Source organism: Actinomadura sp. WAC 06369 (genome assembly GCF_003947565.1).
Lineage (GTDB): Bacteria > Actinomycetota > Actinomycetes > Streptosporangiales > Streptosporangiaceae > Spirillospora > Spirillospora rifamycini.
Genome location: NZ_QHJN01000018.1, coordinates 44,398 through 70,488, shown reverse-complemented (window position 1 = coordinate 70,488; position 26,091 = coordinate 44,398). Strand labels below are relative to the sequence as shown.

General features: G+C 71.2%; 25 protein-coding genes and 1 pseudogene. 16 read left to right on the top strand and 10 right to left on the bottom strand.

The window, feature by feature from the left end; genetic code table 11:
• The first annotated feature begins 34 nt into the window (after positions 1–34).
• Positions 35–430, top strand: a complete 396-nt coding sequence (locus DMH08_RS07945) for a winged helix-turn-helix transcriptional regulator (protein WP_125612699.1) — start codon at positions 35–37, stop codon at positions 428–430.
• Positions 431–655: 225 nt separating this feature from the next.
• On the opposite strand, the gene DMH08_RS07940 is transcribed toward DMH08_RS07945, so the two are convergent.
• The 4 genes from DMH08_RS07940 to DMH08_RS07925 all read right to left on the bottom strand — a co-directional run bounded on the left by DMH08_RS07940 (position 656) and on the right by DMH08_RS07925 (position 4,630).
• A complete protein-coding gene (locus tag DMH08_RS07940) occupies positions 656–2,116 on the bottom strand; it encodes a sensor histidine kinase (protein WP_199747679.1) in 1,461 nt (486 codons plus the stop codon).
• A gap of 5 nt (positions 2,117–2,121) precedes the next feature.
• Positions 2,122–2,832, bottom strand: a complete 711-nt coding sequence (locus DMH08_RS07935) for a response regulator transcription factor (protein ID WP_125612695.1) — start codon at positions 2,830–2,832, stop codon at positions 2,122–2,124.
• Between the two features lie 62 nt (positions 2,833–2,894).
• Positions 2,895–3,719 carry an ABC transporter permease gene (locus DMH08_RS07930; RefSeq protein WP_125612693.1) on the bottom strand — a complete coding sequence of 275 codons (825 nt, stop codon included), beginning with the start codon at positions 3,717–3,719 and terminating at the stop codon, positions 2,895–2,897.
• On the bottom strand, positions 3,716–4,630 hold the full coding sequence (locus tag DMH08_RS07925; protein WP_125612691.1) for an ABC transporter ATP-binding protein: 915 nt from the start codon (positions 4,628–4,630) through the stop codon (positions 3,716–3,718). Before DMH08_RS07925 ends, DMH08_RS07930 begins: the two co-directional genes overlap by 4 nt.
• A 307-nt stretch (positions 4,631–4,937) precedes the next feature.
• On the opposite strand from DMH08_RS07925, the gene DMH08_RS07920 reads away from it, so the two are divergent.
• Complete coding sequence (locus DMH08_RS07920) at positions 4,938–5,195, top strand: hypothetical protein (protein WP_125612689.1); 258 nt, start codon at positions 4,938–4,940, stop codon at positions 5,193–5,195.
• Positions 5,196–5,513: 318 nt separating this feature from the next.
• Positions 5,514–6,380, top strand: coding sequence for an MBL fold metallo-hydrolase (locus tag DMH08_RS07915; protein ID WP_125612687.1), 867 nt, complete (start codon positions 5,514–5,516; stop codon positions 6,378–6,380).
• A 148-nt stretch (positions 6,381–6,528) separates the two neighbouring features.
• Here DMH08_RS07915 and DMH08_RS07910 read toward each other — a convergent pair whose 3' ends face one another.
• Both DMH08_RS07910 and DMH08_RS07905 read right to left on the bottom strand, forming a co-directional pair.
• The gene (locus tag DMH08_RS07910) at positions 6,529–7,038 is read right to left on the bottom strand and encodes a hypothetical protein (protein ID WP_125612685.1); all 510 of its coding nucleotides are present in this window, start codon (positions 7,036–7,038) and stop codon (positions 6,529–6,531) included.
• 157 nt (positions 7,039–7,195) lie between these two features.
• Positions 7,196–7,507 (bottom strand): VOC family protein, encoded by a 312-nt coding sequence (locus tag DMH08_RS07905; protein WP_233617469.1) that lies wholly within the window; start codon positions 7,505–7,507, stop codon positions 7,196–7,198.
• A 364-nt stretch (positions 7,508–7,871) separates the two neighbouring features.
• Here DMH08_RS07905 and DMH08_RS07900 point away from each other — a divergent pair, with 364 nt between their 5' ends.
• Entirely contained in the window at positions 7,872–8,666 is a 795-nt protein-coding gene (locus tag DMH08_RS07900; protein WP_199747678.1) for an endonuclease/exonuclease/phosphatase family protein, read from the top strand.
• Positions 8,667–9,096: 430 nt separating this feature from the next.
• Here DMH08_RS07900 and DMH08_RS07895 read toward each other — a convergent pair whose 3' ends face one another.
• Positions 9,097–9,360 carry a hypothetical protein gene (locus tag DMH08_RS07895; protein WP_148108582.1) on the bottom strand — a complete coding sequence of 88 codons (264 nt, stop codon included), beginning with the start codon at positions 9,358–9,360 and terminating at the stop codon, positions 9,097–9,099.
• A gap of 226 nt (positions 9,361–9,586) precedes the next feature.
• Between DMH08_RS07895 and DMH08_RS42325 the strand changes: the two genes are divergently transcribed.
• The gene (locus DMH08_RS42325; protein ID WP_267898527.1) at positions 9,587–9,718 is read left to right on the top strand and encodes a hypothetical protein; all 132 of its coding nucleotides are present in this window, start codon (positions 9,587–9,589) and stop codon (positions 9,716–9,718) included.
• Positions 9,719–9,785: 67 nt separating this feature from the next.
• On the opposite strand, the gene rraA is transcribed toward DMH08_RS42325, so the two are convergent.
• From rraA to DMH08_RS07880, 3 genes are read right to left on the bottom strand one after another with little or no spacing between them, the layout of a single operon-like run.
• Positions 9,786–10,256: a ribonuclease E activity regulator RraA gene (rraA, locus tag DMH08_RS07890; protein ID WP_026405194.1), complete on the bottom strand. Its 471-nt coding sequence runs from the start codon at positions 10,254–10,256 to the stop codon at positions 9,786–9,788.
• 15 nt (positions 10,257–10,271) lie between these two features.
• Complete coding sequence (locus DMH08_RS07885) at positions 10,272–11,453, bottom strand: MFS transporter (protein WP_125612677.1); 1,182 nt, start codon at positions 11,451–11,453, stop codon at positions 10,272–10,274.
• Between the two features lie 14 nt (positions 11,454–11,467).
• Complete coding sequence (locus tag DMH08_RS07880; RefSeq protein WP_051301409.1) at positions 11,468–12,169, bottom strand: GntR family transcriptional regulator; 702 nt, start codon at positions 12,167–12,169, stop codon at positions 11,468–11,470.
• Between the two features lie 235 nt (positions 12,170–12,404).
• On the opposite strand from DMH08_RS07880, the gene DMH08_RS07875 reads away from it, so the two are divergent.
• The 11 genes and pseudogenes from DMH08_RS07875 to DMH08_RS07825 all read left to right on the top strand — a co-directional run.
• On the top strand, positions 12,405–13,574 hold the full coding sequence (locus DMH08_RS07875) for an ABC transporter substrate-binding protein (RefSeq protein ID WP_125612675.1): 1,170 nt from the start codon (positions 12,405–12,407) through the stop codon (positions 13,572–13,574).
• Positions 13,575–13,732: 158 nt separating this feature from the next.
• Entirely contained in the window at positions 13,733–15,415 is a 1,683-nt protein-coding gene (locus tag DMH08_RS07870; RefSeq protein WP_199747677.1) for an ABC transporter permease, read from the top strand.
• Positions 15,408–16,532 (top strand): ABC transporter ATP-binding protein, encoded by a 1,125-nt coding sequence (locus DMH08_RS07865; RefSeq protein ID WP_026405189.1) that lies wholly within the window; start codon positions 15,408–15,410, stop codon positions 16,530–16,532. The genes DMH08_RS07870 and DMH08_RS07865 overlap by 8 nt, the downstream gene beginning before the upstream one ends.
• A gap of 49 nt (positions 16,533–16,581) precedes the next feature.
• Positions 16,582–17,673, top strand: coding sequence for an isocitrate/isopropylmalate dehydrogenase family protein (locus DMH08_RS07860; protein ID WP_199747676.1), 1,092 nt, complete (start codon positions 16,582–16,584; stop codon positions 17,671–17,673).
• A gap of 59 nt (positions 17,674–17,732) precedes the next feature.
• On the top strand, positions 17,733–18,422 hold the full coding sequence (locus DMH08_RS07855) for an aspartate/glutamate racemase family protein (RefSeq protein ID WP_125612673.1): 690 nt from the start codon (positions 17,733–17,735) through the stop codon (positions 18,420–18,422).
• The gene (gene otnK, locus DMH08_RS07850; RefSeq protein WP_199747675.1) at positions 18,419–19,705 is read left to right on the top strand and encodes a 3-oxo-tetronate kinase; all 1,287 of its coding nucleotides are present in this window, start codon (positions 18,419–18,421) and stop codon (positions 19,703–19,705) included. The genes DMH08_RS07855 and otnK overlap by 4 nt, the downstream gene beginning before the upstream one ends.
• Entirely contained in the window at positions 19,702–20,355 is a 654-nt protein-coding gene (locus DMH08_RS07845; protein WP_199747674.1) for a class II aldolase/adducin family protein, read from the top strand. Before otnK ends, DMH08_RS07845 begins: the two co-directional genes overlap by 4 nt.
• The gene (locus DMH08_RS07840) at positions 20,352–21,449 is read left to right on the top strand and encodes an Ldh family oxidoreductase (protein ID WP_199747673.1); all 1,098 of its coding nucleotides are present in this window, start codon (positions 20,352–20,354) and stop codon (positions 21,447–21,449) included. Before DMH08_RS07845 ends, DMH08_RS07840 begins: the two co-directional genes overlap by 4 nt.
• Positions 21,437–21,766, top strand: a complete 330-nt coding sequence (locus DMH08_RS07835; protein WP_125612671.1) for a putative quinol monooxygenase — start codon at positions 21,437–21,439, stop codon at positions 21,764–21,766. Before DMH08_RS07840 ends, DMH08_RS07835 begins: the two co-directional genes overlap by 13 nt.
• A gap of 43 nt (positions 21,767–21,809) precedes the next feature.
• The gene (gene acnA, locus DMH08_RS07830) at positions 21,810–24,494 is read left to right on the top strand and encodes an aconitate hydratase AcnA (RefSeq protein WP_125612669.1); all 2,685 of its coding nucleotides are present in this window, start codon (positions 21,810–21,812) and stop codon (positions 24,492–24,494) included.
• 317 nt (positions 24,495–24,811) lie between these two features.
• Positions 24,812–25,949, top strand: a pseudogene (locus DMH08_RS07825) (IS256 family transposase); the annotation flags it as partial.
• Between the last annotated feature and the right edge of the window lie 142 nt (positions 25,950–26,091).

The following is a 26,091-nucleotide window of genomic DNA, read 5'->3' as shown; positions in this document are numbered from 1 at the left end:
TTCAGGCATCCTAGGGATCGTGGAGGATACCGCTATGGCGACTTCCGAGGCCGTCTACCGGACCATCGCCGAGCACGACATCGTGTTCCGGTCCGACTGTCCGAGCCGGCCGATCCTCGATCAGATCGCCGACAAGTGGTCGATGATGCTGATGGCGGTCCTGGTCGAACCACGCCGATTCAACGAAATCAAGCGCCGCCTCGACGGCATCACGCAACGCGTCCTCACGCAGACCTTGCGCCGCCTCGAACGCAACGGCATGATCGAACGCCGCGTGCTGCCGACCTCGCCGGTGGGTGTCGAATACTCGCTGACCTCCCTCGGCGAATCCCTGCGCGAGCCGTTCGCCCACCTCTACGACTGGACCGTCGCGAACGCCTCCGAAATCCAAGCGCGTCAGCGCGACTACGACCAGCGAGCCCCGCGCTGACACCACGACCAGCGGCTCAACCTCATGCGGGTCACATCCAGCGGAGTGGTGTTTGAGTTGCTCTCCGCGTAATCCCATGCCGACCACGATGCGAGGATTGACAGAATCACTACGTCGAAGAATCAGTGACGGAGAACCTGAGACCGGCCTGTACCGACAAGGCGGCGCCGCACCGTCGGTGCGCCGACCACCGCTCGACGGTGCACCGGGCGACCTGGTGGCAGGCTACGCCTGCTGAGCGTCCAGGAGTGGCAGTGTCAGGCGGAAGCGGGCACCTTCGCCCAGGGTGGTCTCCAGTTCGACATCGCCGCCGTGGGCTCGGGCCAGGGAGCGGGCGATGGGCAGGCCGAGTCCGGCGTTGGCGCCGTCCGCGTGGGTTCGGGAGCGGTCGGTACGGTAGAAGCGGTCGAAGACTCGATCAGCCTGCTCGGACGTCATTCCCGGGCCCTCGTCGGCGACCTCCAACACGGCTTGACCGTTCGCCGTGCCGACCCCGATACGGACGGGGGTGCCCGGCGGGGTGTGGGCGGCGGCGTTGCCGACGAGGTTGGTGACGACCTGCCGTAGCCGGGACTCGTCGGCGTGGACGGGGGCCGGGCCGGGCGTCCCGGTGCCGCCCGGCCCGGTGAGGTCGACCGGACGGGACGGGTCCAGGGCGCGAAGGTCGTGCCGGGCGTCGTTGGCCAGGGTGCGCAGGTCCATCGGGGCACGGTCGAGCTGCCCTTCCGGCGCCTCGTCCAGCCTGGCCAGAAGCAGCAGGTCCTCGGTGAGGGCGGTGAGCCTCGCGGCCTCGCGGTCGATGCGCCGCATCGCCTCGTCGACGTCGGCGCGGCCGGGCAGCCCGCCCATCCGGTAGAGGTCGGTCGAGCCCTTGATGACGAAGAGCGGGGTGCGCAGCTCGTGACTGACGTCCGAGACGAAGGCGCGCATCCGGGCCTCGTAGGCGGCCCGGTCGGCGAAGGCCTGTTCGAGCTGGCCGAGCATGGTGTTGAGGGACGCCGCGAGGTGCCCGATCTCCGTGCTCGGCGGGGCGATCCCGGGCACGCGCCGGGTGAGGTCGCCACCGGCGATCGCGGCGGCCGTGTGCTCGATCCGGCGCAGCGGGCGCAGGCCCCGGCCGAGGGCGAACCAGCCGACCGCCGTCAGCAGGACGAGCAGCGCCGCACCGCTGATCAGGCTGCTGGTCCGGAGCCTGGCGATGGTGGCGTCGGCCTCCGTGAGGGGCGCGGAGGCGATCACCGTCCCGTCCCATCCGGCGGTCGGGCGGGCGACGGCGCGCCAGCGCCCCGAGCCGTCGGCGGCCCGCAGGGTCACGGCCGTTCCGTTGGTGGGGATCGCGCGCAGCTCGCCGGGTGGCGGCAGGGCGGCGGTGCCCAGCCTGGTGGAGCGGGCGCCCCCCACCACCGCGCCGTTCGGGTCCAGGTACACCAGGTAGGGGGCGCCGACCAGGTCGAGCGCGGGGTCGAGGAGGTCGCTGCGGTCGCGGAGGTTTCCGGCCGGGGACGGACCGGTGGACGGCAGGCGGGCGATGATCGCGGTCAGCGAGCGCAGTTGGCCGTCGATCCGGCCGAGCTGGTAGCGCTCCAGGTGGTCGGAGACGACCGCGCTGACGAGGGTCAGCCCGGCCAGCAGCAGGCACGCGGTGAGCAGCAGCAGCCTGGCCCGCAGCGAGAACCGGCTGAGCACATCCCTCACCTCCGGGACTCGCGGAGCACGTAGCCCACGCCGTGGACGGTATGGATGAGCTTGGGTTCCCCGGTGTCGACCTTGCGCCGCAGATACGAGATGTAGGTGTCGACGATGCTGGCGTCGCCGCCGAAGTCGTAGTGCCACACCCGATCGAGGATCTGCGCCTTGGACACCACGCGCCCGGCGTTCTCCATCAGGAAGCGCAACAGCCGCAGCTCGGTGGGAGAGACGCGGACGGGCCGCCCCGCCCGCGTCACCTGGTGCCCCACCACGTCCAGCTCGAGCTCGCCCACCCGCAGGACGTCCGCCTGGTGACCGGTGGTGCGGCGGAGGATCGCGCGGATCCTGGCGATCAGTTCCTCCAGGTCGAACGGTTTGGTCACGTAGTCGTCGGCCCCCAGGGACAGCCCGGTGACCTTGTGGGCCTGCTGATCACGCGCGGTGAGGAACAGGACCGGGACCGGCCCGACCCGGCCCGGGAGGCTCAGTTCGCGCAGCCGCCGGACCACCTCGAAGCCGTCCATGTCCGGCAGCATGACGTCGAGCAGCACCAGATCGGGAGGCTCCGCGGTGGCCGCGGCGACCGCCTCGGCGGCGTCCGCCGCGGAGGTCACCTGGAAACCCGCGAAACGCAGCGTCGCTGAGAGCAGCTCACGGACGGTGTCCTCGTCATCTACTACCAGCAGCCGCTCGTCACCGCCCCTGGATGTCATCGCCCCGCCCCTCCCATGTCAGCCAAAACATGGACGCTTGGCACCCGAACCCTCGTAAATCGTCACACGTCCCGGCGCCGGAAAACGGCGAACGCGACGGCCAGGACGGCGGCCACCCCGAGGCACATCCCGAACAGGTTCAGCCAGGGGTGCGGGTACTCGGGATCCGGGGCGCCGGCGAGCACCGCGGCTCCGCCCAGGGTCGGCCAGAAGTCGAAGAGGCTCTGAAGCCAGGAGGGGAACATTTCCGCGAGGGCCGGCACCAGCAGCACGACCCCCACCACGCTGGCCAGTGCTCCCGCCGTGGCCCGCATGATCGTGCCGAGGCCGACCGCGAGCAGCGCGATCGCCGCGAGATAGAGCCCGCCGCCAGCCACCGCGGAGAGCACACCCGGATCGCCGAGCTTCGCGTACGGCACGTCCTGCGCCGCCAGAAGGGACTGGCCGAGGAGGAGCGAGGCGAGCATCAGCAACTGGCCCGCCGCCCACGCCAGCGCGGCGGCCACCACCGTCTTGGCGGCCAGCAGCCGGTGCCTGCGGGGCGCGGCGGCCAGCGACGTCCGCATCAGGCCGGTCGCGAACTCGGAGGTGACGACCAGGATGCCCAGCACGCTGACGATCAGTTGGGCGACGATGAACGACCTCAGGCTGAGGCCGACCGGATCCCACGACCGCTTTTCCTCGGCCGTCAGCGCCGAGTACCCCTCACCCGCGGAGTTCATGGCGAGGAAGGTGATGCCGAGCCCGACCAGGAAGAGGAAGGCCAGCGTGTACCAGGTGGAGCGGAGGCTGCGCAGCTTGATCCACTCGGCGCGCAGGGAGTGGGTGAAGCCCACCCTGTGCCCGGTGGCGGGCGTGCCGACGGTCGTCGTCGCGGGCGAGCTCATGCCGATGCTCCCTGGTACTCGATGCTGTCCTTGGTCAGTTCCATGAAGGCGTCCTCCAGCGAGGGCCGCTGCGGCGCGAGCTCGCCGAGCACGACGCCGTGGTAGGCGGCGAGCCTGCCGATCTCTTCACCGGTCATGCCGGACACGACCAGCGAGGCTTCCGGCCCTTCCCGCACTGTGGCGCCGGCCGCGGTCAACTGGACCGCGAAGGAACCCGGTTCGGGCGTGCGGACGAGCACGGTGCCCTCCCCGTTGGCACGCAGGAACGCGCTCATGCCGGTGTCGGCGATGAGCCGGCCGCGACCGATGACGACCAGGTGGTCGGCGGTCTGCGCCATCTCGCTCATGAGGTGGCTGGACACCAGCACCGCCCTTCCCTCGCGGGCGAGCGAACGCATGAAGTCCCGGACCCAGCGGATCCCCTCGGGGTCGAGCCCGTTCACCGGCTCGTCGAAGATCAACACCCGCGGGTCGCCGAGCAGCGCCGCCGCGATGCCGAGCCGCTGCCGCATGCCGAGCGAGAAGCCCCCGGCCCGCTTCCCGGCCGCACTCTCGATCCCGGTACTGGCCAGCGCCTCGTCCACCCGGCGCCGGGGAAGGCCGTTGCCGGCGGCCAGCGCCAGCAGGTGGTCGTACGCCTTCCGGCCACCGTGGACGGCCCCCGCGTCCAGCAGCGCCCCCACCTCGGTCAGCGGCACGGGCAGGTCGCGGTAGCGGCGCCCGCCGATGGTGACCGACCCCCGGGTGGGAGCGGCCAGACCCATGATCATCCTCATCGTCGTCGACTTGCCGGCGCCGTTCGGCCCGAGGAAACCGGTCACCTGTCCGGGCTCGACGGTGAACGACACGTCGTCCACCACGGTGTCGGCCCCGTAGCGCTTGGTCAGCCCCTGTATCTCGATCCCTGTCATGGGCCAGATCATGATTGGGCGATATGGCCGGTTTCTGAGTACTCCTGGGAGAACCATGTGAGCCCGGCCCGCGACACCCGACTACCGGGAGGCACACCGCCCATCCACCCACGCCGCACCGGCTCTTTTCACAGCAAACACCCAGAGACCGCGCATCGTGTGGACGGCGTCGCCTCGTCGCAGCCGACCACGATCGGCTCCAACCCGTAAGTCGCGGTTCGGTGCGCAGGCGGGGTTGGCTGATCGGCCGGTGCCACGCACACGTACTTGCAGCACTGCGGAGACGCCGCCGCGACCGTCGGCACCGATGATCGGGGTGGCCCGGTCCCAGCCTGACGGCGGCCCGCCCGCGCCCGTGGCCCTGGTCGGCGGACGTCAACCCGGAGTGGACGCCGACGAACGCGCCGCCATCCTCGCCCGCCGCGGGCGCGGCGAGTCCATCCGCACCATCGCAGCCGGCGTGAAGGTCTCGGGCGGGCGTCGTCCACAGGACTCTCAAGACCGCCGAGAGCACCTCGCCAACCAGCCGGATTCGGCGCCCCAGCAGGAAAGGCAGATTCAGTAAGTCCGAAAGGGCGACGGCCTGGGAAGGGCCCACGTGAGTGACGTCGATCGAGGCACTCGTCCCCGACCCAATGCTGAAGGACATCGACTTCACCGCCCCTGGGCCTGCTCGGGACGTCGGCGCTCTCGGGTACCGGTCTTGTCGGTATCCGGCTGGATGTGGTTCCGGGTCTTTCCCGTGGGGTCGCGATGAGTTCTGCGGTGTCCGGTGGTCTTAGTGTCGTACCCGTGACCAAGGAGGTCTTTTGATGCGCAGCGTTTCGCGTTCGATGAGCGTCTCGCCTGGCGGCCGCACCGTCGGGCCGGACGGCGGCTGCTCGTGCTGAGGCAGGTCGCGGAGGGTGTGCTGGTCCACGAGAGCGAGTTCGTGCAGAGCAACGCCGTTGTGGTGCAGGGTCGGTCCGGTGTTTTGCTCATCGACCCCGGGGTGACCGGCTCCGAGATCGACTGCCTGGCGAACGACCTTCGCGAGTTGGGCGAGTCCGTTGTGGCAGGATTTTCCACCCATCCGGATTGGGATCACCTGCTCTGGCACACCCGCCTCGGCGCAGCTCCCCGTTACGGCACGGCGCGCTGCGCAGCAACTATCGCAGCGGAACTGTCGGACTCGGGCGCGAAGGCCCGCATCGCCGATCACCTACTCGAAACGGAAATCGCCGGTCAGGTACCGCTGGAACTACTCGGCCTCATCACCGGCCTGCCCGCCGAAACCACGTACATTCCTTGGGAGGGCCCTCAAGTCCGGATCATTGAGCATCAAGCGCATGCCCCGGGCCACGCGGCGCTGTTGATCGAGGAACGTGGGGTTCTCGTCGCCGGCGACATGCTTTCTGATGTCCTGGTTCCGATGCTCAATCTGAGCGCTACCGCGAACCCGATCGAGGACCACCTCACCGCGCTGCGGCTGCTGGAGGGCGTGGCGGGCGACGTCGATGTCGTCGTCCCGGGCCACGGTTCCGTCGGCGGAGCCGACCAGGTACAGGAACGGATCGACCGGGATCGGGCGTACGTACTCGCGTTGCGGAACGGCCAAGACCCCGCCGACCCACGGGTCGGTCCATCGGCCAAGCCCGGCTGGGAGTGGGTGAGCGCCGTGCACGAAGGGCAACTCCAGCGCCTCGCCCAAAGAGACGAGCGCGACGGGGCACCCCGCTCTAGCAACCGGGAACTACCACCCGTCAGCTGAATTGCGCGCGCCATCTCCTGGCTGACCGGCTACTGGATCCTGTCCCCGCGCTACGAACGCAACGCCCGCAGCTACCTGGCCCTTCTCGATCTCGCTTCCCCTACCTGCTACAAGTGCCTTATCAATCCCACCGCGCAGGACACGGTCTTTAGACAATTGACCATTCGATGCGGGGAATCAGTTCACTGTTGTCGGCAACCACCTCGTTGAACATGAGAGGGCGGGTGAGGAGGTGGTCTCCGGCCCGCTGGACCAGTAGGTAGAACCCGAGGTCGGGCGACCCGGGGGAATAGTTGCCACCATAGTAGAAAGGCAAGCCCTTGGCGGTGACGTAGTCCTCGACCCACCGCTCCATGACCGACGGCACCCGCGCCACCAAATCGACGCCGTCCAGCGTTACCTGAGGACCGGTCCGCATATCGCTGGCGACGGTCGCCAGCCGCGAGTCTACGTCGAAGTGCAGTTTTACGCCGATCTTCTCGACGTGGTAGCCAACGCGGTCCCACCCACTGAGGTCGTCCAGGCGGACGCCGAGCGCGGCCGCCGTCTCGTCCTTGCTCATCCCGAAGGCGAGGGGCCCGACGCCCTGCAGTGGGGTGAACTGCCACCGGTCCCGCTCGGCGTCAGGCTTGACCGTCCACGGATTCCACTCGCTCATCGCCCTCACTTTCATTTACGTGATGGCAGACGATTATCTGGCACTGAGCCCGGTGATCGAACCTTCAGCGCTGAGCGCCTCGGATCGACGGCGTGCCCGCGCGCGAGTGACAGTCGGGCGACGCTTGGCGGGCCGTCCCACATCCCCGATCAGTGGCCTACTGGGCGGGGGCCTCGGCGAGCGACAGACTGTTCCCGTCGGGGTCCAGCACGACGACGTGGCGCACGCCGTTGCCGTAGGTCTCCACCGGTTCGTGCCCGATGCCGTGCGCGGCGAGGCGGGCCAGGATGTCGTCGAGGTCGGTCACACCCAACGTGATCACGGCACCGCCTACCCGCTCGGCCCGCTCGTCGACGACGATCCACGCGTTCTCACCGACGCGCCACAGGTACTCATCGCCGATGACCTCGTCCGCGGCGCGCCCGAAGAACACCTCGAACCACTCCAGTGCCTCGGTCCGGTCGCTCACCGGCATGACGCAGTACAAGTCCACTTGGACACCACCCTCCTCAGCCGTTTCGGAACTCAGACCACTCCCATGACCGGAACTCATCTGACGGAGGCAGACCGCTGCTGCATCTCGTCGGCAATCACCGCCGAACCGTTCCACGACCAGAGGCTGGATACGCCGAGGGCATCCACCGATCTGGTTCACGTCGGCCTGCTCGCGGTTCGAGTAGGCGGCGAGGCGCCGTCGTCCGGACGGGAACGGTCTCCTTGCCGTTCGCCTGGTTTTCATGAGGCTGGAGCACGCTTGCGCGCGGTCGATGATCGAGGAGGCGTTGATGCGCGCAAGCCGTTTTCTGGTGACGATGTTGTTTACGGTGGTGATCGTGGGTCAGTTCACCGCGCCGGCCGCCGCCCGGCCCAAGCCAAGGGCCTTGACCGTGATGACCTTCAACATCCATCACGGGCAGGGCACTGACGGGAAACTCGACCTGGAACGCATCGCCCGGGTCATCCAGGGGGCCGACTCCCAGGTCGTCGGGCTCCAGGAGGTCGACCGGCACTGGTCGCAGCGCAGCGACTTCGTCGACCAGGCGTCCTGGCTGGCGCGCCGACTCCGCATGCACGTGGTGTACGGGGCCAACCTCGACCGCGACCCGGCGCGGCCCGGCGAACCGCGCCGCCAGTACGGGACGGCGATCCTGACCCAGAGCCCGATCCTCGACTGGGACAACACCCTGCTCCCCCGGTTCGACGACGGTGAGCAGCGCGGCCTACTGCGAGCCCGCATCCGGGTGCGGGGCGTCCCGCTGACCGTCTACAACACCCATCTCCAGCACAACAACGCGGCCGAACGGCTCGCGCAAGTCACCGCGATCGAGGAACTGATCGGCAACCCCGAGCACTCGTTCGTGCTGCTGGGCGACCTCAACGCGACCCCCGAGTCGGCCGAGATCCGCGCCCTCACCGACGAGATGGCCGACTCCTGGGTCGAGCGCGGCGTGGGCGCCGGGCACACCTACAACAGCGAGAACCCCACAGCCCGGATCGACTACGTGCTCACGTCCTCATCGGTGGTCACCCGGACGGCCGCAGTGGTCACGACCGACCCCGGCGCCTCCGACCACCTGCCGGTGACCGCCGGGGTCCAACTGCCCGGCAGCCACCGCAACGATCTCTGATGGAGGCCCGGGGGCGAGGGAAGCGAGAGAATCGGCCGGTCGAATGCCGGCCAAGAAATGAGAAGGAAGTTCTCTAATGGCCCCTCCCCGCCGAGACGCCCAAGAGCGCGTCCCAGGTGGGAGATGAGGCGAGTTGCCGGAGGGGGCTCGGTTCTGGCGTCGAATCTTGCGATCCGATTGGCGCCGTGAGAGTTGTGGACGATCGTTTCGGTTGATCCCGACGTTCGAGCTGCAGCGGCGGGACGCTGACCACCCTTGCCTTGCCCTCGCCGCGGCCATCACCTGTTACGAGAAACTTGCCAATATCACCCCGCGAGAAAGGGTCTAACTGGCCACGGCTTCGCGACAGGCACGCAGCAAGAAATCGGCCCGTTGGGGCGATTAAGATGGCGATCTCAACGGCGATGCTTTCCGTAGAGGACAAAAATGCTCACCCCTGGCGGGTGTTGAAGCGCCGGAGTTTCGCGACCGTGAATCCGCGCACGGTCTCGCTGCGGCCGTCGATCCGCCGGCCGCCGCCGTCGGGGATGCGGCCGAGTTTCTTGACGCGCAGGTGGATCATCGCGCCCGGTTCGGGGTGCTCGTAGCGGCGGGTGCTCATGGGGGTGGCGCGGATCTGCCGTCCGGTGAGCGGGTCGCAGGCGACCAAGACGGGGATGTGGCGGCGCAAGATGCGGGTGACCCGGGCCGGCACGCCAGTGGCGGCGATTTAGTCGGGCCCGGCCCGCAGCTCATGGCGGGCGGCCCCCACCCGCTCCTCCACCTGCGGCGACGTACGCGACCGGTCGGCCGTCGAAAACGAGGGCCGTGGCGAGGTTGCCCGCGTCCGGCTGCTGTGGGCGGTCATCGCTTTCGCGGGGGCGGTCACGTCGCGGGACGCGCTCATCGCGCACGGTTCGGGGAACGCCCTGGTCGGGCACGTGGTGGACGCCCTCCTCGGCATCTTGGACGGCTCCGCGATCGGCATCGACTACCCGGAGGTGCGGCGCACCGCCGTTCACCGGGCCCACCTGCGGGCGGCCGGGCGCAGGGCGGCAACGAAACTGCGCTGATGCCGCCTCGCCTCGTCTGAGGCCGGGGCCGCCGCGCGCGGGCTTGCCGGGGACCGGGCGTCCCCCGTCACGCCTGCGCGACGAGGATGCCGTCTTCGTCGCTGAAGACCTCGTCGCCGGGGCGGAAGACGGCGCCGCCGAACGTGACGGGGACGTCCCGTTCGCCCATGCCCTTCTTCCGGCTCTTGCGGGGGTTGGAGCCGAGCGCCTTGACGCCGACGGCGATGGTCGCGAGGACGGCGGTGTCGCGGACGGCGCCGTTGATGATCACGCCCGCCCAGCCGTTGCGCGCGGCGAGCCGGGCGATCTGGTCGCCCATGAGCGCCGCGTCGAGGGAGCCCTGGCCGTCGACGACCAGGACCCTTTCATCGCCAGGCTCGCTCAAGGCGTTCTTCAGCAGGACGTTGTCCTCGTGGCAGCGGACGGTCGCGACGAGCCCGTGGAACGCCTGGCGGCGCCCGTACTGGCGGAACTGGAGCGAGCAGGACTGGAGCGCGTCGCCGTGCTCGTCGTAGAGGTCGGCGGTGACGATGTGCATGGGTACTCCTTTGTTCTAGGGGGTCGGGGGGCCTGTGGGGAGGCGGCGGGCCAGGAGACCGGCCCAGCCGAGGCCCGCGGCGGCGGCGCACAGGACGCCGCCCGCCCCGAGACCGGCCGCGAGCAGGCCGGCCGCTCCGGGGACGATGATTTGCCCGGTGCGGTTGCCGACCAGGCGCAGCGACATGGCGCGGCCGCGCAGCCCCAGGGGCGCGGACTCCGCGAGCCAGGACATGGTCACGGGCTGCCCGACGCCCAGTCCCGCCCCGGCGACGGCGAGCAGGACCGCCAGGAGCCAGAAGGGGACGGGGAGCGGCAGGGCGGCCATGGCGACGGCGGCGCCGAGGGTGCTCGCGACCAGGAGGCGCCGCCGGCCGAGGAGGCGGGTGAGCCGGCCGAGGAACAGCCGCGATGCCATGGAGGCGAGGCCGCGCAGGGCGAGCAGCGCGCCGACGGATCCGGACGACAGGCCGCGTTCGGCACCGAGCGCCGGGAGGTAGGCCAGGGTGATGTCGACGGCCGCCAGGACGATGCAACTCGTGGTGAGCGCGTGGACGAGGCCGGGCAGCCGGAGCAGCGAGCCGATGCCGGCCGCGGTCTCGCAGGACGTGGTGCGCGCGGGAGGCCGTCCGGGCAGCGCCAGGCTCAGGACGATGAGGACGGCGGCGACTGCCGTGGACCAGCGGAAGATCGCGCCGGTGTCGGGGACGGCCCGGTGCCCGCCGAAGACGACGATGAAGCCGGGGCCGATCGCCTGCCCGAGCGAGGCGGCGAACGTGTAGTGCCCGAACGCGGTGTCGTGGGATCCGCGGGGCGCGGTGTCCGCGACCATCGCCTGCTGCCCGAGGACGCTGCACAAGTGGCCCGCTCCCAGGAGCATCCCGGCGGCGAACAGGCCGCCCGCGGAACCGCCGACCGCGATGAACACGGCGCACGAGGAGGTGAGCAGCAGCGCGCCGCCGACCATGACGCGGCGTTCGCCGACCCCGTCGACCAGTCGTCCGGCGGGGATGGCGAGGACGAGGGGCGCGAAGGCGAAGCTCGCGGCCACGATGCCGAGCGCGGCGTCCGGGACGCCGAGCTCCATGGCGCGGTAGGTCATGGTCGGACGCAGGACGAACGTGAGCAACTGCGTGACGACCGAATGGAGCAGGAGGACCGCGAACCGCGCGTGCCGGGAGGAAGTGCGCGAAGTCATCCGGGGTGGACGGCTCAGGCGTCGCGAAGCGGTTCCGGGGCCTCGCCCGCGGGTTTGCGCAGCCTCCAGGCCGCCTTGGCGCCGAGGCTGGTGTCGATGTGCTCGCGCATCACCGCGGCGGCACCGTCGGCGTCCCCGGCGAGGATGCAGTCGAGGAGCGCCTGGTGCTCGGCTGCTTTCTTGTCCCGCTCGGCCTGGCCGCGGTCGACTTCGAGGGCGAGCCGCCGGTAGCGGTCGGCCTTGTCCCACAGGCCGTCCAACGTCTCGATGAGCAGTTCGTTGTGGGACGCCCGGTAGATCGCGGCGTGGAAGCGGCGGTGGGCGACCAGTTGCTCGACGGCGGGGTCGCCGGGGAGGGGCTGCAAGCCCTCGATCGAGCTGCGCAGGAGGCCGATGTCCTCCTTCGTGCGGCGGTCCGCGGCCAGCGCGGCGGCCAGCGGATCGAGCGAGCGGCGCAGCTCCAGCAGGTCCCGCGCCTCCTCGGCCCGCAGCGGCTTGACCCGGGCGTCGCGGTGGGCGTCGAGGTCGACCAGGTTCTCGCTCTTCAGGCGCCGCAGCGCCTCGCGCAGCGGCGTGGTGCTGATGCCGATCTCCCGCGCGAGCCGTGCCTGCGGGATCACCGTGCCGGGCGGCAGCTCGCCCGACAGGATCCGCTCGCGCAGCCGCATGTAGGCGTACTCCGCCTTGGTCGTGTAGAGCTCCGCCGGTTCGCTCACCCGCATCACCGTCCCTTGGTCCGAACAGACTATAACCTACATCGCCCTCCCCACACGGCGCCGAACAGCAGCCCACAAGGGCCTAACAAGGCTGCAGATACACGTTTGTGAAGGCTGTGCGGCCTTGCCTGCCGAGAAAAGAATCCCGCTGAAGGGTTGACGTCATAGGTTATAACGAAGCACAGTGAGCGTCGTCACAGACGCCGACCCCCGGTCGGCCGAGGAGGGACTGCCCATGCCCGTTATGACTTCGCCGGACCGTGCGCGGACGGTCCGGCCACGGCGACACCGCATCCTGGGGCTGCTCGCCGCCGGCGCGGCCGCCGCGCTGCTGGCGGCCTGCGGAGGAAACGAGACGGTCCCCCTCCAACCCGTCGCCACCGGCCGGCCGCCGTCGTACTACCCGGCCGAATACTCGTCGGTCATCGAGGCGTCCAAGAAGGAGGGCGGCACCCTCACCATCTACTCCAACACCGACCAGGAGAACTGGACGCCGGTCCTGCGGGACTTCAAGCGGAAGTACCCGTGGGTGAAGAAGGTGTCCGCCGGCAACCTGGACAGCGACGAGGTGTTCCAGCGGGTGCTGAGCGAGCAGGCCACCGGCGGGTCGCCCGCCGACCTGCTGGTCTCCAACGCCGCCCAGGCGTGGGCGGACTTCGCCGGACGGGACGGCACCCTGCTGGAGTACGAGTCGCCCGAGGTCTCGAAGCTGCCGGAATTCGGCAGGCTGCTGCCGGGCGTCCACGCCATGTCGGTCGATCCGCTGGCGATCGTCTACAACGGCGCGCTGCTCGAGGAGGACCTCACCGGCCTCGGACGGCTGGCCGACCTGGCGGCCAAGGACCCCGACAAGTACCGCGACAGGATCACCGCGCGGGACGTCGAGGGCTCGTTCGGGTTCACCGTGTCGCACGCCTTCACCAAGGCGAGACCCGGCGCGTGGGCGCACCTCGGTGCGCTGCTGCCGATGGCCCGTCCGGAGACGTCGTCCGGCACCCAACTGGAGAAGATCACCTCCGGGGAGTACGTCGCGGGCTTCTTCATCAACGCGGCCCCCGCCTATCCGGTCGTGGAGCGGAGCGGCGGCCTGCTGAAGCTGGCCTTCCCGTCCGAGGGCACCGTCGTCCTCCCCCGCGGGATCGGCATCGCGGCCGGCGCGCCGCACAAGGCGACGGCCAAGCTGTTCGTCGACTTCCTGCTGTCCGACGAGGGCCAGCGGGCGGTCGCCGAAGGCGGGCTGACCGCCTACCGCGACGGCGTCCGGGCCGGCGGCGGACGCCACACGTACCAGGAACTCGTCGGCGAGGTCGGCGCCGGCAACGTGATCGTCACCGAGTACGCCGAGGTGGCCGAAGGAGAGGTCGACGCCTTCCTCGGCCGCTGGAACGGCCTGCTCGCCCGCTGAACCGGCCGTCAGGCCCCTACTCGCCCGCTGCTTCCCGCCCCGCAGCGAAGGGAAACCACCCCATGTCGCTTCTCACCGAGCCGCCCGTCGCGGCCGACCCGCCACCGCCACCGCCACCGCGACGCGGACGCGCCCCCCGGTACCGCCGGATCCTGGGCATGCCGCGGGAACTGTGCCTCCAGTACGCGGTGCTGCTGGCGCTGGCGGTGCTCGTCCTGGCACCGGTCGTGCCGACGCTGTACCAGTCGTTCCTGGACCGGCCGCTGTACGAGGCCGGCGGCGCGCTGAGCCTGGACAACTACGCCCGCCTGTTCACCGACGCCGGGTTCGGACGGGTCGTGCTGAACACGCTCCTCTTCGCCGGTCTCACGAGTGTCCTGGCACTGCTGATCGCCGTCCCCATGGCGATCGTCGTGACGCGGACGGCGCTGCCCGCCGGGCGCTTCTTCGCCGCGCTGATGCAGTGGCCGTTCTTCATCTCCTCGCTGATCCTCGGCTTCGGCTGGATCATCATGTACGGCCCCGCGGGCTTCGTCAGCGTCCAGGTCAGGGAGACGATCGGGACCGTCCCGTGGAACCTGTACTCCATCCCCGGGATGGCGCTGACCGAGGCCGTCGCGCTGGCCCCGATCGTCTACACGTTCTGCGCCGGCACGCTGCGGCAGAACGACGCGTCGCTGGAGGCCGCGGCCCGCGTGTGCGGGGCGGGGCCGCTGCGCATCCTGTGGTCGGTCGTCCTGCCGATGCTGCGGCCGCCGATCGTCTACAGCTCGATCCTCGTCGTCAGCATGTCCATCGAGACGCTCAGCATCCCGCTGCTGTACGGCGAGCCCGTCCACATCGAGGTCTTCTCCACGTTCCTGTACACCAACGGGCTCCAGTCGATCGACCCGGACTACGGCGTGCTCGGCGCGGCCTCCACCCTGATCCTGCTGGTGACCGTCGTGCTGGTCGCCGCCCAGGCCAAGCTGCTGCGCAACGCGCAGCGCTTCGTGTCGGTGCGGGGCAAGGCCACGCGCCCCCGGCCGCTGGACCTCGGCCGGCTGAAGTGGGTCGCCGTCGCCGCCATCACCGTCTACGTGGTGCTGGGCGCGCTCGTCCCCATCGCCGGGCTGGTGTTCCGCAGCTTCACCCACGTGTTCACCCCGCTCCAGTCGCCGCTGAAGACGGTCACCGCGGCCAACTACGAGCGGATCTTCGAGTACCCCGTGTACGTCCAGTCGATCCGCAACAGCCTCATCGTCGCGGCGGTCGGCGCGGTGCTGGTCAGCGCGCTGGCGATGCTGGCGGTCATGGTGGCGCGCAGGTCGTCCTTCCGGTTCGCCCGGGCGGTGGAGTACCTGGCGCTGGCGCCGCAGGCGATGCCGGGCATCATCGTCGGCATCGGGCTGTTCTGGGCGCTGGCCTTCGCCCCGTTCGGCGCCGGCGACCTGATCATGGGGACGCTCTGGGCGATCATCATCGGGTTCGGGATCCGGGCGCTGCCGAGCGGCTTCGGCTCGGTCGCGCCGTCCCTGATGCAGATCGGCCGGGAACTGGACGACGCCGCGCGCGTCTCCGGAGCCGACTGGGTGCGGGCGTTCTCCCGCGTCCTGGCGCGGTTGCTCCGCCCGGCCTTCGCGGGCGCCCTGATCCTCACCTTCGTGACCCTGCTCAAGGAGTACTCGCCGGCGGTGTTCCTGGGCTCCGCGGACGCCAACATCATCGGCACCACGATGCTCGAGCTCTGGGTGCAGGGGAACACGGGCTCGGTCGCCGCTCTCGCCACCCTCCAGATCGCCATCACCGCGGTCTTCGTCGGACTCGCCGGCCTGCTCATGAGAGGACGCAAAGATGCCTGAGGTCAGAGTCGCCGGACTGTCCAAGCGGTTCGCTGGCAACACCGTGCTGCACGACATCGACTTCACCATCGAGGACGGCGAGTTCTTCACCCTCCTCGGCCCCAGCGGCTGCGGAAAGTCGACCACGCTGTCGTGCATCGCGGGCCTGGAACGTCCCACCGAGGGCGGCATCACCGTCGGCGAGAAGGTCTTCGTCGACACCGCCGCCAAGACGTTCGTCCCGCCCGAGGGCCGCGACCTGGGGATGGTGTTCCAGACCTACGCGCTGTGGCCGCACATGACGGTCGCGCAGAACCTCGCGATGCCCCTGAAGATTCGCAAGGTCGACAAAAATGCGCAAGCCACCCTCATCGACGACGCCCTGGAGAAGGTCGGCCTGAAGGACCTGCGGGACCGCTACCCCCACCAGATGTCCGGCGGCCAGCAACAGCGCGTCGCGCTGGCCCGCGCGCTGGTCTACTCCCCCGACGTCCTCCTCCTGGACGAGCCGCTGTCCAACCTCGACGCCCAGCTCCGGGAGCAGGCGCGCGCCTGGCTCAAGCGCTTGCAGGAGGAACTGGGAATCACGACCGTCTACGTCACGCACGACCAGGAAGAGGCGCTGGCGCTCAGCGACCGCATCGCCGTCATGTCCGAAGGGCACCTGGTCCAGGTCGGCCCCCCGCACGAGATCTACCAGGAGCCCGCGACGGTCGGCGTCGCGTCCTTCGTCGGCCGCTGCAACTTCCTCCCCGGGCGGCTGAGCGCCGTCACGGGCGACGGCGCCGAAGTCGTCCTGGACTGCAACGGCCAGACGGTCCGCACCCGGTCCGCCGACCTGCCGGCCGGATCCGCCGTCACCGTCGCCGTCCGCCCCGAGCGCCTGAAGGTGCTGGCGGGCGGCCGCGCGGCCGACGCGGACGCCAACGTCCTGCGGGGCGAGGTCGTCACCGCCTCCTACGTCGGCTCGCGGCACGAGTACGAGGTGCGCATCGGCGACCGGCTCGTCCAGGTCTCCACCGGACGGCCCGGCCTGACCGGCGAGCTCGCGCTCGCCGCCGCCCCGGACGTCTGCCTGCTGTACCCGGCCGACGACGCCGTACCGGCCGACGTCGAGGCCCTGACCACCACTTCCTGACCCCGCCACCGACCACCGCACCCCGCACACACGGAAATCGAGGAACGCTGTGACCAGTAACGTGTCCCCCCGCCCGTACCGGCTGGGCGTCCTGCACGGCGACGGCATCGGCCCCGAGATCGTGCCCGCCGCCGTGCTGGCCGTCGACGCGGCGGTCGCCGCGGCGGGCTCCCCGCCCGTCGGCTGGGAGGAGCTCCCGCTGGGCCGCGCGGCGATCGACGCCCACGGCAGCGCCGTCCCGGACACCACCCTCAAGGCGCTCGACGGGCTGGACGCCTGGCTGCTCGGCCCGCACGACAGCGCCGCCTACCCCGAGCCCCACCGGTCGCGGCTGAACCCCAGCGGGACCATCCGCAAGCATTTCGACCTGTTCGCCAACATCCGCCCGGCCACCGCCTTCGAGGGCGCGGACGCCATCGTGCCCGGGACCGACCTGGTCATCGTGCGGGAGAACACCCAGGGGTTCTACGCCGACCGCAGCACCTACAAGGGGACGGGCGAGTTCATGCCCTCGCCCGACGTGGCGATCGCGATGGGGATCATCACCCGCCCGGCGGTCGAGCGCATCGCCCGGGAGGCGTTCGAGCTGGCGCAACGTCGGCGCCGCCGGGTCACCATCGTGCACAAGGCCAACGTGCTGAGGATGACGACCGGCATGTTCCGGGACGTGTGCCTGGAGGTCGCGGCGGACTACCCGGACGTGACCGTGGACGACTTCCACATCGACGCCATGACGGTGCACCTGGTGCGCCGGGCGGACGAGTTCGACGTCGTCGTCACCGAGAACATGTTCGGCGACATCCTCTCCGACCTCGCGGGGGAGATCGCCGGTTCGCTCGGCAGCGCCCCGTCGATCAACGCCTCCGCCGAGCGCGCCATGGCGCAGGCCGCGCACGGGTCCGCGCCCGACATCGCGGGCCGGGACGTCGCCAACCCCACGGCCATGATCCTGTCCGCCGCGATGCTGCTGGACTGGCTCGCCGCCCGCCGCGGCGACGACGCGCTGAACACGGCCGCGGACCTCATCCGGCGCGGGCTCGCGGACACGGTGCGGTCCGGGACCGCGACCCCCGACATGGGCGGGACGGCGGGCACGCGCCGGTTCGCCGAGGCGGTCGCCGCGGCCGTCGCGCGGCCGTGACCGGCACGAACGCCCCGCAGGGGCCTCGAACCGCCCGAGAGAACGGAGGACCGGCCGTGATGTCCGCGTCCCCGCTGGTCGCGATCATCAACGCCGCGGCGGCGTCCATGGCGCCCGCCGCGCAGGGGCTGCGCGAGGGCTTCCCCGAGGCCCGGCCCTGGCACCTGCTGGACGACCGGCTGGTGTCGGAGGCCGACTCCGCCGGCGGGACGACCCCGGCGCTGCGCCGCCGCATGCTCGCCCTCATCGACCACGCCGTCCGGGGCGGCGCCGACGCCGTGCTGCTGTCGTGCTCGATGTACGGCCCGGTCGCGGGCCTGGCGCGGCGGCTGCACACGCTGCCGGTGCTGGGGTCCGACCAGGCGATGTTCGACGAGATCGTCCACCGCGCCCCCGGCCGCGCCGTGGTCATCGGGTCGCTGCCCTCGGCGGTGGCGGACTCGGTCGCCCGGTTGGAGGCCGCCTTGGGCGCTTCGCCGACGCGGGTGACCGGGGTGCTTGCGGACGGCGCGGCCGCGGCGGCGTCGGCTGGCGACCGCGAGGCGCTCGCCGACGCGCTCGTCCGGGCGGCCCGGCCGCACGTCGGCGAGGGCACGCTGTTCCTGCTCGGCCAGTACTCCCTCACCCCCGCGCACGGCGCGCTGGCGGAGCGGCTGGGCCGCGACGTGCTCAGCCCGCCGCTGATGGCCGCGCGCCTGCTGCGGCGGCGGCTCCTCGACGCCGCCCCCGTCCCGGCGGGGACACGGTGAGCCGGGTACCCGAACGCGCCGAGGCGTCCGGACGTGTGGCGCTGGGCTGCGTCGCCGACGACTACACCGGCGGCACCGACGTGGCGGCCGCGCTGCGCCGGGCGGGTCTGCGGACGGTGCTGTCCTTCGGCCCGCCGGTACCGGGCACCGTGCCGCCGTCGTGCGAGGCGATCGTCGTCGCGTTGAAGACCCGGACCGCGCCCGTCGGCGAGGCGGTCGCCCGCACGCTGGACGCCCGCCGCCGGCTGGCGGAACTCGGCGCCGCGCGGCTCTACTTCAAGTACTGCTCCACGTTCGACTCGACCGACGAGGGCAACATCGGCCCGGTCGCCGACGCGATCCTGGACGACGCCGGCGTCCCGCTGACCGTGGTGTGCCCGGCCGCGCCCGAGCACGGGCGGACCGTCTACCAGGGGCATCTGTTCGTGCGGGACAGGCTCCTGTCCGAGTCGTCGATGAAGGACCATCCCCTCACCCCGATGACCGATCCGGACCTGGTGCGCGTCCTGGGCAGGCAGACGCCGCACCCCGTCGGCCTGCTCCCCCACGCGACCGTCCGCGACGGGGCGGCCGCCGTGCGGGACGCGCTGGACGCGCTGCGCCGGCAGGGCGTCCGTTACGCCGTGGCCGACGCCGTGAGCGACGGCGACCTCGCCGTCCTCGCCGCCGGCAGCGCCCACCTGCCCGTCGTCACCGGCGCCGCCGGGCTCGCGGGCGCGATCGCGGCGGTCTCCCGGGACAAAACGGACACGGACGGGACGGACGACACGGCAGCACTGCCCACCGGTCCGGGGATCGTCCTGGCGGGCAGTTGCTCCCAGACCACGTTGGCGCAGGTGGAGGCCGCGCGGGCGGCCATGCCGTCCTACCGGGTGGACCCGGCGCGGACACCGGACCGGGACGGGCTGATCGCCGGTGCCCGCGCGTGGCTGGACGCCCACGCCGGTGGCGGACCGGTCATGGTCTACTCCTCGGCCGACGCCGCCGAGCGCGCGGACTCCCCGCTGGGTCCGGCCGCGGGAGCGATCCTGGAGGACGTCTTGGCCCGCGCGGCCGAACACGCCGTCGGGCTCGGGTACCGCCGGATCGTCGTGGCGGGAGGCGAGACCTCCGGAGCCGTCCTCGACCGGCTGGGCGTGAGGTCCGTCGTGGTGGCCGAGGAGGAAGACCGGGGAGTTCCCTGGTGCCGGTCGACCGGCGGTCCCGAACTGGCGCTGCTCCTCAAGTCCGGCAACTTCGGGCGGGAAGACCTCCTGGTGCGGGCGATCGGAGGCCACCGGTGATCGGCGTCGCCGAGGCCGCCGCGCAGATCGTCGCGCTCGGCGCCTCCCTCCACGCGCGCCGCCTCACCCACGGCCGTACCGGGAACCTGAGCGTGCGCACGTCCGCCGGCGTCCTGATCACTCCGACGGGGGGATCGCTGGACGCCCTCGCCCCGGACGCGCTCGCCCTCGTCGATCCCGACGACCGGCGGCACGTGAGCGGGCCGCCGCCGTCCAAGGAGGCGTTCCTGCACCTGGCCGTCTACCGGGCGCGGCCGTCCTGCGGAGCCGTGGTGCACCTGCACAGCACGCACGCCGTCGCGCTCTCCTGCCACGCCGGGATCGACCCCGCGGACGCACTGCCGCCGCTGACCGCCTACTACGCGATGCGGGTCGGGCGGCTGCCCGTCCTGCCCTTCCACGCCCCCGGCGACGTCCGGCTGGAACCGGTCGTCGAAGAGGCCGCCCGGGACGTCCACGCGCTGCTGCTGGCCAACCACGGCTCCGTCGCCGCCGCCGCCGACCTGTCGGCCGCGGCCGACGTCGCCGAAGAGATCGAGGAGACCGCCCGCCTGTGGTTCCTTCTGCAGGGCCATCCGACCCGTCCCCTGTCCCCCGCGCAGGCGGCCGGTCTGACCGTCCCGGCGATCAGGACGGGAGGACCGGCGTGACCCCGGCCGACACCTCCCCCGCCCGGTACCCCGCCGAAGCCCTGACCGACGTCGCCGCACAGATCCTCATGGCGCAGGGCGTACCCCTGGACGACGCCCGCCTCGTCGCCGACAGCCTCGTCGTCGCCGACGCCTGGGGACATCCCTCGCACGGGCTCCTGCGCCTCGGCTGGTACGTCGAGCGGCTGAGAACGGGCGTGATGAGACCGGTCACCGAGATCGCGATGCCGGTCGACGCCGGGGCGGTGGCGGTGCTCGACGGCCGCGACGGCGTGGGGCAGGTCGTCACCGCGCGGGCCTGCGATGACGCCGTGCGGCGGGCAGCCGAGCACGGGGTGGGCGTGGTGGCCGTCCGCAACGGCAACCATTTCGGCACCGCCGCCTACTTCACCCGCAGGATGGCCGCGGCCGGCTGCGTCGCGATCCTGACCACCAACGGCAGCCCGGCGATGGCGCCGTGGGGCGGCCGGGAGAAGACGGTCGGCGCCAACCCGTGGTCGATCGCCGCGCCCCGGGCGGGTGCGGACCCGGTCGTCCTCGACATCGCCAACACCGTCGTCGCCCGAGGCAAGATCTACGCCGCGCTCGAACGCGGTGAGGACATCCCCGCCGACTGGGCGATCGACGCCGACGGGAACCCCACCACCGACCCGCGGGCCGCCATCGACGGGATCGTCCAGCCGATGGCCGGGCACAAGGGCTACGCCATCTCCTTCATGATGGACGTCCTGTCCGGGGTGCTGACGGGTTCCTCCTACGCCACCGCGATCGCGGGCCCCTACGTCCCCGACCGGCGCAGCGGATGCGGCCATCTGGTCATCGCGGTGCGCGTCGACGCCCTCCTGCCGGAACGGGAATTCGCCCGCCGCCTGGACGACCTCATCCACCTCACCAAGGCGGTGCCGACGGCCCCCGGCAGCGGAGAGATCCTCTACCCCGGCGAGATCGAGGACCGCAACGCACGCACCTCCGCGCGGACGGGGATTCCTCTCCCGTCCCGCACCCGCTCCGAACTGGTCCGGCTCGCCCGCGAATCCGGCGTCGCACTGCCGGAACCGATCAGCGAGGAGGCGGCGAGACGGTGTTCGTCGTGATCGTGAACATGCGGGTCGAGCCCGGCAAGCTCGACGACTTCCGCGGCGCCCTGACCGAGAACGCCGAGGCCACCCGGCGGGAGCCCGGCTGCCTGCGCTTCGACGTCCTGCAGACAACCGACGACCCGTGCGCGTTCGTCCTGCACGAGATCTACCGGGACGAGCACGCGTTCTTCCACGAGCACCGGTCGGCTTCGCACTACCCGTCCTGGAAGGCCGCGTCCGCCGCCTGCGTCGTGCCCGGCACCCACCAGAACACCTACTGCGTCCCGGCGGAGCTCCTCGCGCCCGGGAAACAGGATCACCAGGGCCGATGACCACGCTCCGCGTGGGCGCCTGCCCGAGAACAGGAGGAAACCGATGGCCCGGCACCTGAGCGGCTCGATCGCGTCCGGCCTGGACGCCTACGGGACGCGCGGCACGCTGCGCCTGGGATCCCGGGAGCTGTCGATCCACCGGATCGGCGAACTCGCCCCCCGCCGCCTACCGTTCAGCCTGCGGATCGTCCTGGAGAACCTGCTGCGGCACCAGGACGGCTCCCGGGCGTCGACCGCGGCGATCGAGGCGCTGGCGAACTGGCAGCCCTCTTCTCCCGCCGGCCCTGTGGTCGAACTGCGGCCGTCCCGGGTATTCCTGCACGACACCAACGGCGTGCCCGTCATCGCCGACCTGGCCGCGATGCGCGACGCGATGGAGCGGCTCGCCGGCGATCCGGCGGACGTCAACCCGCTCGTCCCGGCCGAGCTGGTCGTGGACCACTCGGTCGTCGCCGACGTGTTCGGACGGCCGGACGCGCGCGTCCGCAACGTCGAGCTGGAGTACCGCCGCAACCACGAGCGGTACCGCTTCCTCCGGTGGGGACAGGAGGCACTGCGGCAGTTCACGGTGGTTCCGCCCGGCATGGGGATCATGCACCAGGTGAACATCGAACGCCTCGCGCGGGTCGTGACCGAGCGGGACGGGTGGGCCCTCCCCGACCTCTGCCTGGGCACCGACTCGCACACCACGATGGTGAACGGCCTCGGCGTCCTCGGCTGGGGCGTCGGCGGCATCGAGGCCGAAGCCGCCATGCTCGGCCAGTCGATCGCCATGCTCCTGCCCGACGTCGTCGGCCTGCGCCTGCACGGCCGGCTCCCCGCCGGCGTCACCGCGACCGACCTCGTCCTCACCGTCACCGAGCTGTTGCGGGGCCACGGCGTAGTCGGCCAGTTCGTCGAGTTCCACGGCCCCGGCGTCGCCGACCTGCCGGTCGCCGACCGCGCCACCATCGCGAACATGTGCCCCGAGTTCGGCTCGACGGCCGCGTACTTCCCCATCGACGACGAGACCCTCGGCTACCTTCGCTTCACCGGCCGGGACCCCGAGCACGTCGCCCTCGTGGAGACCTACGCCAAAGCCCAGGGCCTGTGGGCCTCGCCCGACGAGCCACCGGCCTTCTCCGAAGAGCTCGAACTCGACCTGAGCACCGTCCGGCCCTCCCTGGCGGGGCCGCGCCGCCCGCAGGACCGCGTCCCGCTGCACCGGGCCAAAGCCGCCTTCAACGCGACCGTGCCGAAAGAGGCGCCAGTCCCCGTGACCCTCGACGGCGGCACCCACGAGCTGCGGCACGGCACCGTGGCGATCGCCGCGATCACCTCCTGCACCAACACGTCCAACCCGTCGGTCATGGTGACCGCGGCGCTGCTCGCCAAGAAGGCCGTCCAGCGAGGTCTCACCAGCCGCCCCTGGGTCAAGACCACGCTCTCCCCCGGTTCCCGCGTCGTCATGGAGTACTACGACGAGGCCGGCCTCACCCCCTACCTCGCGGACCTGGGCTTCCACCTCACCGGATTCGGCTGCATGACCTGCATCGGCGCCTCCGGCCCGCTCGTCCCCGAAGTCTCCCGGGCCGTCCGCGACGGCGGGCTCACCGCGGCCGCGGTGCTGTCGGGCAACCGCAATTTCGAAGGCCGCATCCAACCCGAGGTCAAGCTCAACTACCTGGCGTCCCCACCGCTCGTCGTCGCCTACGCCATCGCCGGGACGATGGACATCGACCTGACCACCGAACCGCTCGGCACCGACCGGGACGGCAAGCCCGTCCATCTGCGGGACGTCTGGCCGGACGCCGACGAGGTCCGCGCCATCGTCGACGGCGTCCTCGAACCCGGGATGTTCGCCCGCGGCTACGCCACCGTCTTCGACGGCGACGAACGCTGGCAATCCCTGGAAACGCCCTCGACCAAGACCTATCCGTGGCAGGAAGACTCCACCTACCTGCGTCGGCCGCCCTACCTGGACGGCCTGCCGGTCCGCCCCGACCCCGTCGGAGACATCAGCGACGCGCGCGTCCTGGTCAAGCTCGGCGACTCCATCACCACGGACCACATCTCGCCCGCCGGCGCGATCACCCCCGACAGCGTCGCCGGACGCCACCTCGCGAACCGCGGGGTGCCGCCCGAACAGCTCAACACCTACGCGTCCCGCCGGGGCGACCACACCATCATGATGCGAGGAGCGTTCGCCAACCCCAGACTGCGCAACCACCTCGTGCCCCACATCGAAGGCCCCCAGACCCTCGACTTCCTCAACGGCGGCGCCGTCACCCCGATCTTCGACGCCGCCGCCGGATACCGCGCCGCCTCCGTCCCGACCATCGTCGTCGCCGGTCACGGCTACGGCGCCGGTTCCTCACGCGACTGGGCCGCCAAAGGCCCGGCCCTCCTCGGGGTCCGAGCCGTCATCGCCGCCTCCTTCGAACGCATCCACCGCTCGAACCTCGTCGGCATGGGCGTCCTCCCGCTCCAGTTCCTCGAAGGGCAGGACGCGGAGACCCTCGGACTGCACGGCCGCGAGACCTACACGATCCGCGGGCTGGAGCCCTTGAACGACGGGATCGTCCCCCGCACCGTCACCGTCACCGCGGACGACCGAACCTTCGAGGCGACCGTGCGCCTCGACACCCCGCGCGAGGCCGACTACTACCGCCACGGCGGCATCATGCCCTTCGTCCTACGCGAACTGCTGGCCCACCGACCGGCCCCGGACGAGCAGACGGATGCCTGATCCTGCATTGCCGGGGCCCAGGGCCCCGGCAACCCCACCTCCGGCAGCGGGCGGCGCCGACAAGACCGCCGGTTCGTCGCCCTCCCCCAGCAACCACGACACCTCGGTCTTCGGCCCGTCCACCCTCGCTTCAGCGTTCGGCACTCTGGGCCTGCTCATCGCCACCTCCAGCATCCTCGGCATTCCCGGCCTGGCCCAGCAGGCCCAGAACCAGTGCCCGACCGCGATCTTCAGTTCGCCACCGTCCGCTCCCAACCACCACGACCGAGTGAGTGAAAATGGTTGCGTCCACGGAGGTGGTGTACGAGTTTGACCACATGAGCGCGGAGGCCGACGCCGTCTGCGGGGCCGGCTACGGACAGCGCTCGCACGAGCGGGTCAACCGCCGCAACGGATACCGGCCCCGGGACTGGGACACCCGCGCCGGCACCGTCGAGCTGGCGATTCCCAAGCTGCGCTCGGGCTCCTCCTTCCCCGAGTGGCTGCTGGAACGCCGCCGCCGGGCCGAGCAAACCCTGGTCAGCGTGGTGGCCACCTCCTATCTCCTCAGTGTGTCGACGCGGCGGGTGGACAAGCTGGTCGAGCAGGTGGGCATCAAGGGCATCTCCAGAAGCCAGGTGTCGGAGATGTCGAAGGTGCTGGACGCCCAAGTGCAGGCGTTCCGCAACCGGCCGCTGGAGACCGGGCCGTATGCGTTCGTGTGGGTGGACGCCCTGACCCGGAAGGTCCGCGAGGGCGGCCGCATCGTCAACGTGCACGTGCTGGTGGCCACGGCGTGAACGCCGACGGGCACCGCGAGATCCCCGGGATCGAGGTCACCTCGGCCGAAGACGGCGCCGGATGGCTGGCCTTCTTGCGCGGACTCGTCGCGCGGGGCCTGTCGGGCGTCCAACTGGTGATCTCCGATGCGCACCGCGGCTTGGTGGAGGCGATCGGGGCGACGCTGCCGGGCGCGTCCTGGCAGCGGTGCCGGACCCACTACCTGCGCGGCCTGCTGATGAAGGTGTCCCGGTCGGCGCAGCCGTGGGTGGCGACGCCGGTGCGCACCATCTTCGACCAGCCCGCCGCCGAAGAGGTCCACGCCCAGCACGCCCGGGTCGTCGATTCGCCGGCCGCCAAGCACCCCGACGCGGCCGAGCACCTGGAGGAGGCAAGGTCCGGCCTGCTGGCCTTCACCGGCTTCCCCCGCCAGATCTGGCGACAGATCTGGTCCAACAACCCGCAAGAGCGGCTGAACGAGGAGATCAGGCGGCGCACCGACGTGGTCGGGATCTTCCCCGACCACGTCGGGCCGCGATCGTCCGGCTCGTCGGGGCGGTGCTGATGGAACAGACCGACGAATGGGCCGAGGCCCGCCGCTAAATGGGTCTTGGGATTCTGGCCAAAGCCCGCCTGCGCGTCATCGACGACACCACACCCGACCCCAAGATCGACCCGCGAGAACTCACCGCTTAACCTGCAGAAACAGGATCACCCGGAGATCGACTCATACACCACTCCGCTGGACGTGACCGTGCCCGTGCCGGCGGGCGTCGCCTGGCTGCGCGAGCGGCTGTCGGCGGCGCAGGGGGCCGGACTGGCCGGAGCCGCGGCGGCG

Bases quoted from the DNA above. Each gene is read 5' to 3' on its own strand.
- DMH08_RS07910 (WP_125612685.1), bottom strand. From the start codon at position 7,038: ATGAGCGAGTGGAATCCGTGGACGGTCAAGCCTGACGCCGAGCGGGAC.
- DMH08_RS07945 (WP_125612699.1), top strand. From the start codon at position 35: ATGGCGACTTCCGAGGCCGTCTACCGGACCATCGCCGAGCACGACATC.
- DMH08_RS07885 (WP_125612677.1), bottom strand. From the start codon at position 11,453: ATGACTTCGCGCACTTCCTCCCGGCACGCGCGGTTCGCGGTCCTCCTG.
- DMH08_RS07935 (WP_125612695.1), bottom strand. From the start codon at position 2,832: ATGACATCCAGGGGCGGTGACGAGCGGCTGCTGGTAGTAGATGACGAG.
- DMH08_RS07925 (WP_125612691.1), bottom strand. From the start codon at position 4,630: ATGACAGGGATCGAGATACAGGGGCTGACCAAGCGCTACGGGGCCGAC.
- acnA (WP_125612669.1), top strand. From the start codon at position 21,810: ATGGCCCGGCACCTGAGCGGCTCGATCGCGTCCGGCCTGGACGCCTAC.
- DMH08_RS07870 (WP_199747677.1), top strand. From the start codon at position 13,733: ATGCCGCGGGAACTGTGCCTCCAGTACGCGGTGCTGCTGGCGCTGGCG.
- DMH08_RS07855 (WP_125612673.1), top strand. From the start codon at position 17,733: ATGTCCGCGTCCCCGCTGGTCGCGATCATCAACGCCGCGGCGGCGTCC.
- DMH08_RS07920 (WP_125612689.1), top strand. From the start codon at position 4,938: ATGATCGGGGTGGCCCGGTCCCAGCCTGACGGCGGCCCGCCCGCGCCC.
- DMH08_RS07875 (WP_125612675.1), top strand. From the start codon at position 12,405: ATGCCCGTTATGACTTCGCCGGACCGTGCGCGGACGGTCCGGCCACGG.
- rraA (WP_026405194.1), bottom strand. From the start codon at position 10,256: ATGCACATCGTCACCGCCGACCTCTACGACGAGCACGGCGACGCGCTC.
- DMH08_RS07930 (WP_125612693.1), bottom strand. From the start codon at position 3,719: ATGAGCTCGCCCGCGACGACGACCGTCGGCACGCCCGCCACCGGGCAC.
- DMH08_RS07865 (WP_026405189.1), top strand. From the start codon at position 15,408: ATGCCTGAGGTCAGAGTCGCCGGACTGTCCAAGCGGTTCGCTGGCAAC.